14 protein-coding genes are annotated in these 12,622 nt (G+C 60.9%); 1 reads left to right on the plus strand and 13 read right to left on the minus strand.

The features are described from left to right. Positions 1-2: 2 nt before the first annotated feature. A complete protein-coding gene (locus tag WGT02_RS13335) occupies positions 3-356 on the plus strand; it encodes a VOC family protein (RefSeq protein WP_024312905.1) in 354 nt (117 codons plus the stop codon). Here WGT02_RS13335 and WGT02_RS13340 read toward each other — a convergent pair whose 3' ends face one another. From WGT02_RS13340 to WGT02_RS13400, 13 genes are all read right to left on the minus strand, one after another. Next, entirely contained in the window at positions 357-1,079 is a 723-nt protein-coding gene (locus WGT02_RS13340; RefSeq protein ID WP_024312906.1) for a PAS domain-containing protein, read from the minus strand. 184 nt (positions 1,080-1,263) lie between these two features. Beyond that, on the minus strand, positions 1,264-2,196 hold the full coding sequence (locus WGT02_RS13345) for a lipid A biosynthesis lauroyl acyltransferase (protein WP_024312907.1): 933 nt from the start codon (positions 2,194-2,196) through the stop codon (positions 1,264-1,266). Between the two features lie 4 nt (positions 2,197-2,200). Further along, entirely contained in the window at positions 2,201-3,229 is a 1,029-nt protein-coding gene (locus tag WGT02_RS13350) for a zinc-binding dehydrogenase (RefSeq protein ID WP_024312908.1), read from the minus strand. Between the two features lie 54 nt (positions 3,230-3,283). Further along, the gene (locus tag WGT02_RS13355; protein ID WP_208250242.1) at positions 3,284-4,570 is read right to left on the minus strand and encodes a beta-ketoacyl-ACP synthase; all 1,287 of its coding nucleotides are present in this window, start codon (positions 4,568-4,570) and stop codon (positions 3,284-3,286) included. Positions 4,571-4,581: 11 nt separating this feature from the next. Next, entirely contained in the window at positions 4,582-5,778 is a 1,197-nt protein-coding gene (locus tag WGT02_RS13360) for a beta-ketoacyl-ACP synthase (protein WP_024312910.1), read from the minus strand. Continuing rightward, positions 5,775-6,257 (minus strand): 3-hydroxyacyl-ACP dehydratase FabZ family protein, encoded by a 483-nt coding sequence (locus WGT02_RS13365; RefSeq protein WP_024312911.1) that lies wholly within the window; start codon positions 6,255-6,257, stop codon positions 5,775-5,777. Before WGT02_RS13365 ends, WGT02_RS13360 begins: the two co-directional genes overlap by 4 nt. A gap of 114 nt (positions 6,258-6,371) precedes the next feature. Beyond that, positions 6,372-6,650 (minus strand): acyl carrier protein, encoded by a 279-nt coding sequence (locus tag WGT02_RS13370; RefSeq protein ID WP_007533215.1) that lies wholly within the window; start codon positions 6,648-6,650, stop codon positions 6,372-6,374. 172 nt (positions 6,651-6,822) lie between these two features. Beyond that, positions 6,823-7,803, minus strand: coding sequence for an adenosylcobinamide-phosphate synthase CbiB (gene cbiB / locus WGT02_RS13375; RefSeq protein WP_024312912.1), 981 nt, complete (start codon positions 7,801-7,803; stop codon positions 6,823-6,825). Next, positions 7,800-8,804: a threonine-phosphate decarboxylase CobD gene (gene cobD / locus WGT02_RS13380; protein ID WP_024312913.1), complete on the minus strand. Its 1,005-nt coding sequence runs from the start codon at positions 8,802-8,804 to the stop codon at positions 7,800-7,802. The genes cbiB and cobD overlap by 4 nt, the downstream gene beginning before the upstream one ends. After that, positions 8,801-10,108, minus strand: coding sequence for a cobyrinate a,c-diamide synthase (locus WGT02_RS13385; RefSeq protein ID WP_208250240.1), 1,308 nt, complete (start codon positions 10,106-10,108; stop codon positions 8,801-8,803). The genes cobD and WGT02_RS13385 overlap by 4 nt, the downstream gene beginning before the upstream one ends. Then, positions 10,105-10,941, minus strand: a complete 837-nt coding sequence (gene cobA, locus WGT02_RS13390; protein WP_024312915.1) for a uroporphyrinogen-III C-methyltransferase — start codon at positions 10,939-10,941, stop codon at positions 10,105-10,107. The genes WGT02_RS13385 and cobA overlap by 4 nt, the downstream gene beginning before the upstream one ends. Positions 10,942-11,076: 135 nt before the next feature. Continuing rightward, positions 11,077-12,027, minus strand: coding sequence for a nucleoside hydrolase (locus WGT02_RS13395; RefSeq protein WP_208250238.1), 951 nt, complete (start codon positions 12,025-12,027; stop codon positions 11,077-11,079). Positions 12,028-12,101: 74 nt separating this feature from the next. Continuing rightward, entirely contained in the window at positions 12,102-12,521 is a 420-nt protein-coding gene (locus WGT02_RS13400) for a cobalamin biosynthesis protein (RefSeq protein WP_024312917.1), read from the minus strand. Between the last annotated feature and the right edge of the window lie 101 nt (positions 12,522-12,622).

Consider the following 12,622-nt stretch of genomic DNA (forward strand, 5'->3'; position numbering starts at 1 on the left):
TCATGACGGCAGCAACGGACGACCGACGCATCGACTATGTCGAATTCAACGTCGGCAATATAGAAGCCTCCAAGGCATTCTACGGCAGGGCTTTCGGCTGGTCTTTTACCGACTACGGCCCCGAGTACTGCGAATTCGATGACGGACGACTAAAAGGTGGCTTTACGACGCTGGGCACTCCGAGGCCAGGCGGACCGCTCGTGGTCCTTTATGCGCACGATCTGGAAGCCGCCCTTTCAAGCGTGGAAGGTGCCGGCGGAAAAATAGTTCGCCCGATCACCGGTTTTCCCGGCGGTCGCCGGTTTCACTTCAGCGACCCGAATGGGTATGAGCTTGCCGTGTGGACGAAGAGTTGATCAGGCAGCGACGGTCGAGGCAGTCGCCCCCGCATGCTGGAGAATGATCAGCGCCCCGATCACGCCACCCGAGGAATCGTGCAGTGGCGACATGCGGCAGCGAACCGTCTTCACGGCGTCGCTGTCGCGGCGCACGTAAGCGTAATCGCTCCCGCACCCGGCAAAACAAGCGTCGAGCTTCGCCTTCGCGCCCTCGTAAAAGCGCTTCTCGCCAATGAACTCGATCAGGTGACGGCCGATCATATCGATCGGCTTCCTGCCGAGATATGCCGAGTTGACCGTGTTGGAATAGAGATAGCGATAATCCCGCGTCAGCACCGCGACGCGGTCCGGTATCGCCTCCAGGATCGCAGCGTTCAGGAAGTTGCCGTTGTCGACGTTCGGCGTAAACGCAAGGGGGGCAGCCACAGGCGGCCGCTCGACGGACGGCGGCATGCGCCAAGGCGGTGCCGCTCCGCCAAAATACTTTTCCATAAGTTCGGAAAGCAGTGCGACATAGGCGCGCACAGATTCGCTGTCCTCAGCATACTGATCGATCAGGCAGCCGACGAACTCGAGCTGCGTATGAACTTCGAGAATATTTGCGGCTGGGTATCCAAGGATAGCATCGACAAGAGGCTCGATTGAGCAATCGAGCGTGTTCACGCGCGCATCGTCGCCCGCAGCGATTGCTGCGTCGATCTGCGCACAACACAATGAGAACGCCCGAAAAAGCCCTAGCAAGACGCCTCCAATGCATTCCTTAAGGGAATGCGACCGAGAGATCGGCTGAGCTTGCGTTACGGAAGTTGAAACCGCCGACGCCTAGCCACTCGCCTTGATGGTAATCGGTAACATGACGCACGTTCATATTCAATGAACGCATGCCCCTGTTTTTCAATGATAAGATGTAGGGATCGACGCCGGCCTACAGCACGTCGTGCTTTATCTTCCAACGATCGTGATACCAGAGCCACTGTTCGGGATATTCCCGCACCCAGCTTTCCACCTTATCGTTCAGGAGTTGCGCCGTCGCGACCATATCGAGATTACCGTTTTCATCCCGAGGCGTCTCAATCTTCGGCTCGATTTCAAGCCGATAGCGGTTGCCCGGCAGCCGGATGCAGCGCGCCGGATAAACCTCGCAATTAAACTGGCGGACGAGCTTGCCGAGCAGCGGGTTGGTCTTCACATCGAGCCCGAAGAACTTGGTGTTCAGACCCTTGCGGAACTTCTGATCGACCAGCACGCCCACGCCCTGCCCGGCCTCCAACTGCCGCGCCAACGCAAAAGACGAGCCGGCGTGAGACGGCACCAGCTTACCCATTCGCGCGCTCCGAAAATCAAAAACCTTCTGCGCGACATACGGATTGTTCGGCGGACGGAAGAGGACGGACACATAGAGTCCGAACGCCGCGCCGGCCACCGGCAGCAGCTCGAAATTGCCTGTATGCCCTGTGAAAACGATAAACGGACGCGGATTGTCGCGCAGATCGAGGAAGATCGGTATGCCCGAGACTTCCACCCTGCCCGGTTCATTGCGTTCAGGATCGAAGTCGAACAGCCTGTCGAGGAATACATACTCGGCAGCAAGCCGCCCCATGTTCCCCCAACTCGCCAACGCAATCTCCTGGAGCTCCGCCTCGCTCTTCTCAGGAAAGGCATTGCGGAGATTGGCGAGCATCAGGCGATGGCGCTTCATGCGTGGCCCGAGCTTGCGCGTCAGCCAATCCGCAAAGTTGATCGCACCGTCGGCCGGAAACAGCTTCAGGACGTTCAGGAAACCGAACATGGTCTGCGCAATCAACCACTGGCGAAAGTGGTCGAGCGCAAGGACGATCCGCGTGATGAAGAGCTTCAAGAACTCAATCCATCTTGAGGATGATTTTGCCGAAGATCTGACGCGATTCCATCCGCTCCAGTGCGCGGTCGATGTCAGCGAAGCTTACTTCGGTGTCGATGACAGGATGGACCAGTCCGCGCCCCATCTTCTGCATGGCATTCGCCATGTTCTCCATGCGGCAACCAAAGGAGCCGAGCAGCTTCAGCTGTTGCTGGAAGAGCATCATAAGGTTCATGTCAGTGGAAACGCCGGAGGTCGAACCGCAGGTGACAAGACGGCCCCCGCGCTTCATCGAGAGCATCGAACCGGCCCACGTATCCTTGCCGACGTGCTCGAAAACGACGTCGACGCCCTTCTTCTTGGTCAGCTTGCGGACGAGGCCTTCAAAGCGGTCGGTGCGGTAGTTGATGACGTGATCGGCGCCGAGCGCCTTGGCCTTCGCGATCTTGTCGTCGGAGCCGACAGTCGTGATGACGGTGCAGCCGATCTTTTTGGCCAGCTGGATCGCCGCCGTGCCGATGCCGGAGCCGCCCGCGTGCACCAGGATGGTTTCACCCGGCTCCAGCTTTGCGTTGTCAAACAGCATGTGCTCGACCGTTCCAAAGGTTACGGGAGCAAGTGCCGCGCCGATGGCGTCGACGCCGGGAGGTGCCGGAACGAGCAGGCGTGCCGGCAGGTTCACCTTCTCCTGCGCGAAACCATCGAGATGGAAACCATGAACGCCGGAAACATGTTCGCAGAGATTGTCGCGTCCTTCGCGGCACGGACGGCAGAGGCCGCATGTGCGCGCGCCATAGATCGACACCAACTGGCCAGGCAGGACATTGGCAACGCCGGGTCCGATCGATTCGACAACGCCCGCAGCTTCCGCACCGATAACGAGCGGCATCTTGCGCTTCGCAAACGCCATGCCGCGCCAGCCCCAGACGTCGATGTGATTGAGAGCCACTGCCTTGACGCGCAGTGTAACCTCACCTGCGCCCGGAGCCTCAGGTTCCGGCAGGTCGGTGATCTCAAGCTTGCGATCGTCAATCAGTTGCAAAGCGCGCATGGCAAAGTCCTTCGCCGAGAGGGCGTTCTATCTCGATGTTTTGTTGGGAACCGATTAAGCCGGTTCGAGCGCCATGACAAGGCTGGCGTTCTGCCCGCCGAAGCCGAAGGAGTTGGACAGTACGGCGCTGACCTGGCTCTCCCGCTTCGTGTTGGGCACCACGTCGATAACGATCGATGGATCGGGGTTGGTGTAGTTGATCGTCGGCGGCAACGTGCCGGTCAGCATCGTCTGCAACGAGAACACCGCTTCCACCGCACCTGCGGCCGTCAGTGTGTGGCCGATCATCGACTTGTTGGACGACAGCGGAATGGACGCCATCCGCTCACCGAATACCGCCAGCATGGAGGCATATTCCATCTTGTCGTTTTCAGGCGTCGAGGTGCCATGCGCATTGATGTAGCCGATTTCGCCCTCACCCATTCCGGCATCGGCCAGCGCTGCGCGGATCGTCGCGATCGCCGGGCCGCCATCCGGAGAGGAACGGGTGCGGTGGAAGGAGTCGGCCTTTTCGCCGGCGCCCTTCATGATGCCGAGAATCTTCGCGCCGCGCGCGACGGCCGCTTCGAGCGATTCCAGCACCAAGGTGGCGGCGCCTTCGGCGATGACAAAGCCGTCGCGATCCTTGCTGAACGGCTTGGAGGCCTTGGTCGGCGGATCGTTTTGCGTGGAGAGAGCCGAAAGCAGCGAAAACCGGATGAGTGCCTCTGCACTTACCGAGCCGTCGGTCGCGACAGCGAGTGCGCGCGAGGTGCGGCCCTGGCGGATCGCCTCAATGCCGAGCTGGATCGCCGTCGCGCCAGACGCACAGGCCGTGGACAGCGTCACCGGCAGGCCGCGCGTGCCGAAACGATCAGCAAGGCGTTCGGAAATTGCACCGAACAGCGATGCCTCATGGAAAGCAGCATCGGGACGCAGACGCATGGCAGCCAGGAACCGGTCATAGGCGTCTCCGGCGTGATCGGCCGGCGGCGAACGGTCGGCGAGTTCGAAACGCGCACTCCATTCCGGTTCGATCGGCGGCGCAGCCAGGAACAGCGGTCCATCAAAATCACCGCTGATACCAGCATCGGCGAGCGCTTCGATCGTGGTTTCCCGGGCGAACGCATAGGAGCGTTCGACGGCGTTTGCGACCGGAATGTCGATAAAATCGACGGTGCCAGCGATGCGGGTCGAAAGCCCCTCGGTCGGAAAGCGGTTGATCGCATGAATGCCTGAGGTACCGGCCGTCAGTGCCGACCAGTTGTCCTTCAGGCCCTGCCCCAGCGAGGTAATGATACCGACACCCGTCACTGCGACGATCGGGCGGCCTAGGTGATCCTTGTAAGCCGAATCTTTCATTTGCACACTCCTCACGCTTCCGCCGAAAGAACCGCGACGCCTTCGCCGCGCTGATGACCGACTGTCGTAACGATGGCTGCCTTGGTCGCGGCGCCCATCGGCTTTTCGTGGGTCGGGTCGAAGACCGGGACCTTCGCCTTGCTGTCGATGGCCAATGCCGCCAGCGCCAGACCGAGCGTGAAGTGCGCCTCAAGTCCATGGCCGGTAACGCCGCCGAAACCGCGGATAGCCGCGCCTGGCAGATGACGTTCGAGAACGGCCTTTTCGCGCCCCGCCAGATCCGGAATGCCTGTCGAGCCGGAGAAGATCGCCGTGCTTTCCGGCGGAACGTCGACCGCGGCTTCCAGCAATCGCTCGAGGCGCTTCTCAAGATTGCCGGGATTGCGATTGCCACGATCGCCTTCGATGGAGGACATCGACGCGTAGATATGCGCGCCGCGTGCCTCAGCATGGGCGCGCGATTCCAGAACGAGGAATGCGCCGAGCGAGCCGGAAATCACACCGCCCTGGTCGCGCGACCAGAGCGGCTGCCATTCGTTGCGGCTGTGGGAGTTGATGGCTTCGAACAAGAGCACCATGTCCAGACGCTCCGCCGAGAAAGCTCCGCCAACCAGGGCGTGCGTCGATTCACCCGACTTGATACGATAGAAGGCCGTTTCGACTGCCGAAATGCCGGCAGATTCTTCGCCCATGAAGGTCCGCGAAGACCCCGTTACCTTATGGACGATGGAAATGTTGCCGGCGAGCAGATTGGACAGCTGCGCCAGAAAGAGCGTCGGACGCAGCTCCGTCGTCAGCTTCTCGTTCAGAAGAACCTCGCGGTCGTTGCGCTTCAGGCCCTCGTCAACGATCAACGTATCGACGTTGATGTCGCGCTCGCCGCCGCCAGCCGCGACGATCATATCCATGCTGCCGCAGGCTTCCGCATCATCCTTGAAGCCAGCGTCATCGAGGGCGAGCCCGGCTGCAAAGACACCGATGCGCTGCCAGTTTTCCATCTGCCGCTGATCGCCGCGCTTGGCAATCTGCTGCGACCAATCGATCTCCGGCAGCGGGTGGACCGGATACGGCTTGAACTTCTCAAGCTCGACGATCGTTTGAGGTGGGCTCTCGGCGTTGAGCAACGCAACATGCGGCTCCTTGCCGACGCCCTGGCACGTTACAATGCCGACGCCCGTGATCACGACATCATTATGAGCCTTGCTCATCCATTCACTCCCTGCGCAGCGATCGCATCCATCAGGCCAACTTCACCGGCACGTTTCTTGACGATATCCCCGAGCGGAACTTCGCTGAAAGGCATGGTCCGCAGCTTCAGCTGCGCGTCGCAAACCTTCTTGCCGCCGCTTGTGATCTTCGCCTTGGTTACCGCAAATCCCGAGCCGTCATGCTCCAGAAATGCCTCGATATCCAGTACCGCCTCCGGTTCAACGAAGGTACGCATCTTGGCGCCGTCGACGGACATCAGGAACGGCATGGCCGCAAAATTAGTGGCCGCCAGCACGAGCATGCCGGATGCCTGCGCCATCGTTTCAATCAGCAGCACGCCGGGAACCAGGGGCATACCGGGAAAATGACCTTCGAAGACCGGGCTTTTCGCCGGCACGACGGAGCGCGCCTTGAGCGTCCCTTTCTGAAGGTCGACCGCCTCGATGCGGTCTATCATCTGGAAGTATTCCAGTAGCATCGGATCCTCCGGCCACAAGGACACCTTGCCCCGCGGCTAGGCCTACTTAGGAACGAAACCGCCCGGCCGCCATGGTTAACAGCGGCAGGGCGGAGAAAAAGATGACGGTGCCGATCAGGCCTTGGCGGCGCGCAGCTCGTCGATCTTGGCACAGAGGTTCTTCAGCACGAAATATTCTTCCGTGGAAACCTTGCCTTCGTTGACTTCCTGTGTCCACTTCTCGAGCGGGATCTTAATGCCGAATTCCTTGTCGATCGCAAAGACGATATCGAGGAAATCGAGGCTGTCGATACCGAGGTCGTCGATCGTATGGCTCTCCGGCTTGATCGTATCGCGATCGATCTCGCTGGTTTCTGCAATGATGTCGGCAACTTTATCGAATGTAGCGGTCACGCCTTTACCTCTTGAAATGACGATTTAACCCTCCTCATAGGCAAATCCATTTCAAAAAGCCAATGCTTTCATCCGTCTCGGCACGCAATTTGCAAGACCAGTGTTGCTTAAACAGCAACGCATAACGCGCCGTTTGTCGCGCAATGCGTTGGCAAAACACCCCTGTTTGCGCTTAGAGCAGCACGAGGAAAAGAACCAAGGCGGCCGCGGCAAGGATTGAACAGCTCGCATAGAAGACCGAGACGCCATCTTCGATATCGGCCACCGTTGCCGAATCGCGCCCGCCGCCGTTGATCATCGGCTCCATGACGACAACCCCGGAATAAACGCGTGGTCCGGCGAGCTGCACATTCAGTGCCCCCGCCATTGCCGCCTCCGGTCGCCCGGAATTCGGCGAGCGATGCAGGCCGCCGTCGCGCGCGGCAATGCGCAGCGCCTCCCGGCAGGCCGTGCTTCCTCGCCGCAGCCAGGCTCCGGCCGCGATCAGGAGAATCGAAAAGCGCGCCGCCGGCCAGTTGGCGAAGTCGTCCAGGCGCGCGGCCGCCCAGCCGAAATCCGCGTATCTCTCGGATTTGTGGCCGATCATCGAATCCGCCGTATTCAGCATCTTGTAGGCGAAGAGGCCGGGCAAGCCAAAAACGGCGTACCATAGAGCTGGAGCAACCACGCCATCTGAAAAATTCTCGGCAAGGCTCTCGATCGCGGCGCGGCAGACGGCGGGCTCGTCCAGTGTTTCCGGATCACGCCCAACGATTCGCGAAACAGCCAGTCGGCCACCGCTGAGGCCTCCGCTCTTCAGCCCAGCGGCAACAGCTTCCACATGATCGGCAAGGCTCTTCTGCGCCATGAAGACGGCAACGCAAATGACTTCCAGGAGGATTCCAGGAAGACCGAACAGCGAGAAGAACCAATACAGCACAAGACCAGCCACACCGCTTAGGAACAAGAGACCGGCGATCGACCAGACGCCGTTGCGCCGGCGATCGCGTTTGTGGAGCTCGGCTCGATTGAACATCCGGTCGACGCGGGAGATCGCGTTTCCGAGCAGCACGACGGGGTGCGGAAGCCGCATCCATAGCGCATCCGGATCCCCGACAATCCTGTCGAGCAAAAGGGCCAGAACCAGCACGAGAAGGTTATGGTCGAGTGTCATGACGTATAACTCTGCAATGCATCCGAAAGCCGTTGGTCGCCAGCCGCATCGGCGGTGAGACCAAAACGCAACCAACGCGGCTGATAGTCGAACTTGCGGACCAGAATATGATGTTGGCAGAGATGCCGATGTAACTGGGCTGCCGGCTTATGGTCGACAAGCGCAAAGAGATCGGTTCCGCCAATAATGCGCAGACCGCCTTGATCGAGAACCTTGCGTAGCGCACCGGACCTCTCTGAGATCCGAAGCTGTATCGGCGCGATGTCCGATCGGAGGAGGTCTGCTGCGATCGAGAGAGCAGGACCGGAGACAGCCCACGGGCCAAGCAAGCCTTCGATGCGCTCCACGATCGGCAGAGCGGCCACGACAAACCCCAGGCGCAACCCTGCCAGCCCGAAGAACTTGCCGAAGGAACGGGAGATGACAACGTTCGGCATTCGCGAGGCAAGAGGGACCAGGCTCATCTCCGGGCATGTATCCCCGAAGGCTTCGTCCACAATGACAACAGCTCCCCTAGCCTTCATCTCTTCGCTGAGTGCGACGAGCCTCTCCGGAGCGTAGATGCGACCATCAGGGTTGTTCGGATTGACGACGACGACAACTGCGTGATCGGCTCTGACGTCATCCAGACCGGCGATAAGCTCAACGCAACAGCCTGCCATCGGGAACGCGCGCTCATATTCGCCGTAGGTCGGAGCGAGAATCGCAACCCGCTTGCCGCCCCCGTCGAAAAGCCGCGGCAATAGCTGGATGAGGGATTGCGTGCCGGGAACAGGCAGCGGGAGAATATCGCCGCTGCGATAATAGCTCTGCGCCGCCGCGCGCGCCTGATCAATCAGATGCCTGTCGGGCAGCCGGTGCCAGGCGCGCATCGGGATCTCGGGCACAGGCACCGGGCACGGATTGATGCCCGTCGAAAGATCAAGCCAGTGTTCTGCCTCGCCGCCGTAGATTGCAGCGGCAGCGGTGATGCCGCCTCCATGGACGATCGGGGCGTTCATCTTGCCCCCTCGGCAAGGTCGATCAGATGCATGTAGGATCCCGCAATCTGTCCACGCTGAAGGCCGGCTTGCCCGAGGTCGTTGCCCAACGCATCGGTCACCTGAAACAGACGATCGGCCCCGCCCTCGGAAACCACGGCCGAATAGTGGAACTCGTGCGCGGTCATCGGCTGTTCGAAGTAGGCAGCGTTCAACGGCTTCACCCGCCGATAGCCGAGATGCCGTTTGCGCTCCTCGTAGCTGGTGACTACGGGCAAGAGGCCGAGCATCTGATGGCGCTCGCCGGCGCCGTCAACCAGCCCTTCGCCGAGAACCATATATCCGCCGCACTCCCCATAGATTCGCACGCCCTTGCCCGCGGCGTCGATAACCTTTGACCTGAAGTTGCTGGCAGACGCGATCCGCCCGGGATGAAGCTCGGGATAGCCGCCTGGCAGATAGATCGCGTCTGCAGCGGGATCCGGCGCCTCATCGGCAAGCGGCGAGAAGAACGAGATTTCGGCACCGCGCCGACGCCAGCCGAGAAGCATGTGCTCGTATGAGAAAGCAAAGGCGACGTCGCGCGCCACGGCGATCCTGCTACCGAGCGGTGGCAACCGGGCGATGTTGGCAGTAGATGGACGATTGAGCCCTTGACGCGCGATGCGCAGCAGGAATTCGAAATTGCATGCATCGGACACGGCATCGGCTGCATGCTCTATGAAGCTCTCGAGCGTCTGATGTTCTCCCGCCTGAACGAGACCGAGATGCCTTTCGGGAAGGGCGATGTCATTGTCGCGGCGGACGACGGCAACGATCGGCATGCGGACCGCATCAAGCGCTTTGCGAAGCATCATCTCATGCCGTTCGCCCCCAACCTTGTTGAGAATCACGCCGGCGATGCGAACATCGGCCCGGAAGCCAGCAAATCCAGTCACCAGTGCCGCCACCGACTGCGACATATGCGAGGCATCGACGACGAAAACCACGGAAAGACCAAGCATGGCGGCAAGATCGGCTACGGTCCCCTTCCCGTCGGTCGCACCATCGAAGAGCCCCATCATCGCCTCGATGACGAGGATGCGGTCGCCGGAGCGATGCAGGGTCGCATTGGCGGCAATCAGTTCCGGGCGCATCGCCCATGGATCGAAGTTGAGACAGGCAACGCCGCTCGCCGCCGCATGAAAGGCCGGATCGATATAGTCGGGGCCCGCCTTGCCGGGTGCTATCGCGACACCGCGCCTTCGAAGCGCCCGCAGGAGCCCCAGTGTCACCGTCGTCTTGCCCGATCCGGAGGACGGGGCCGCAATCAACAAACCGCTCATGCCGTCTCCCTGCTGTTCGAGTCCCGGAAGGGATCAGAGCGCAACTTGCGTCCCGCAAGAGCACCCAGCCAATCAAGCGATTGCCTCAGCCGCACCACCTCCCCGACCACAACAATCGCCGGCGGCTCGAGCCCCGAGGCCGCCGAAGGTGCCTCGCCAAGTGTCGTTTCGAGCACTTGCTGATCGCCCGTCGATGCGTTGCAGACGAAGGCGACCGGTTCTTCCGGGGACCGCCCCGCTGCAATGAGATTTCTGCTGATCTGGGCGATATGCTTCATCGCCATATACATCACGATCACAGGCGAGGCCTTGCCGATGGCCTCCCAATCGATGGCATCCGGCACGATTCCTGAGGAGTCATGCCCGGTGAGGAATGTAACCGCATGGTTGACATCCCTGTGCGTTACAGGAATGCCGGCATAGGCCAATCCGCCGATACCGGCCGTGATGCCCGGAACGATGCGAAACGGAACATTGTGCTCGACCAGCGTCAACGCTTCCTCGCCGCCACGCCCGAAGACGAAGGGATCGCCACCCTTGAGACGCAAGACGCGCTTTCCGGCACGGGCAAGTTCAACCAACCGCAACGAAATGTCGCGCTGCCTGGCGGACGGCTTTCCACCTCGCTTTCCGGCATATTCCAGCAGGGCGTCCGGCCGCGCGAGCTTCAGGCAATCGGTGTTCACAAGCGCATCGTGAACCACCACGTCCGCCTCCGCCAGCCCCTTGGCGGCAAGAAGCGTCAGCAATCCCGGCTCGCCCGGACCCGCACCCACAAGCCAGACGCTGCCCGGCTCAAGAGCCGGCAGATGTGAAAACGCAGCTTCGATCATTGGCATGATCTATGCTCCGCAGGTGGCGAGGTCAACGCCGCTGGGCAAGAGAAAGATATGAAAGGCAGGCTCTCTCAGACCCCTCTGCCGGTCCAACGGACGCGCAAAGATCCGCGCCCGACCGAGCGCAAGTTCTCACGCGCGCAAAACCGCATCGCGTATGAGATTGATCACCCTTTCGGAGTCGATGCCAGTGCAGACAACCTGGCTCGGTAGACCGTCCCAATTACCGGGCGGGAAGTGGCGGCCGTCCGGCTTCACGATCGTCTGCCCGTCGGCAATACCGCCGCAGACGACGCGAACCGGACCATGGATAGTCGAGAACAGCTCGGGAGCGACGACATAGACACATGCACAACTGTCGTGAACCATCATGCCGTCTTCGACGGCGTGCTTATAGAAATCGATATAGTCCTGCGAAAGATCGTTCAGCAGCTTCGCGGCGCTGTCGCCCTTGGCCGCAACGTCGGCGAGGTAGCTGCGGCTCATCGTCGTGATCGCGGTCACGTCAAGACCAATGACGGCGACCCTCCAGGGCGCGGTCAGGACGATGTCGGCCGCTTCCGGATCGCCATGGATGTTGGCTTCCGCGACCGGCGACACGTTGCCCGGAACGTAGAAGTTGCCGCCCATGATGACAACGTCCTTCACGAGACCGGCAATCTCCGGGTCCTCTTTGAGCGCCATGGCCAGGTTGGTCGTGCGACCGACGGCAACCAGCCTGACCTCGCCCGGATTGGCGCGGACCGTATCGATGATGAAGCGGTGCGCAGAACGCGGATCGAGCGGCAGATCGATCGTTTCAGGCACCTTGATATTGCCGAGGCCGTTCTCGCCATGCACGAAGGTCGGCCACCCCCCCTCCCGACGCTCCGGATCGATCGTCACGCTCGCCCCCTTGGCGACGGGAGCAGGAATGTTCCATTCACGCTTCAAGAACAGCGCGTTGCGCGTCGTCGTCTCGACCGAGGCGTTTCCGAAGACCGTCGTGATGCCGATCAGATCGATCTCGGGATGGCGGTGCAGGAAGAGCAGAGCCATTGCATCATCGACGCCCGGATCCGTGTCATAAATGACCTTATGCATGAGTATGCCTCTTTTCGTTATTGTCGTAGGGCAGCCGGACGGCGCCGCGAAATCGGCGGCCACCATAGCGCCCGCTAATCTTTCTGCAACAGGGCACACGCAATCGCTGCAGTGGCACGGCGCGACTTGATCTTCGGGACGATGAGCTCCGCATGCGGTCCAATCACGGCCAGCGCAGCCGATTCGGCGACGCCGTGACATCCCACGCGGGCAAACACGATCGCCGACGGATTTTTCAGCCGCGGCGTCTCTTCTTCGAGCCGCGCGGCAGCGAAGAATAAGAGCGGCGCGCCGAGGTCACGTGTTACTGCAACGATCGCGGCTTCATTGATGCGACAGTCGATGGTGGCGACGGCCGCTAGCTCGGCTTGGACAATGCCCGCTGCCGCCAATGCCGTTCGGGCAAGCTCGTTTACCTCGTCCTCCGACGTTCCGCGCTCGCAGCCCAGACCGAGCACGTACCGGTGCGTCCTATCGAATACAATTCCAGTCACGTGCGACAATGAAACCGGCCCCTGTGTCCCTCAAGCCATTGCAGCAAGGGGCCGGAAATGCAACATGCGTGCGCCGCATACTGCATTCCAGAGTTTCCTCC

It is taken from the genome of Rhizobium sp. T1470 (genome assembly GCF_042140505.1).
Classification (GTDB): domain Bacteria; phylum Pseudomonadota; class Alphaproteobacteria; order Rhizobiales; family Rhizobiaceae; genus Rhizobium; species Rhizobium favelukesii.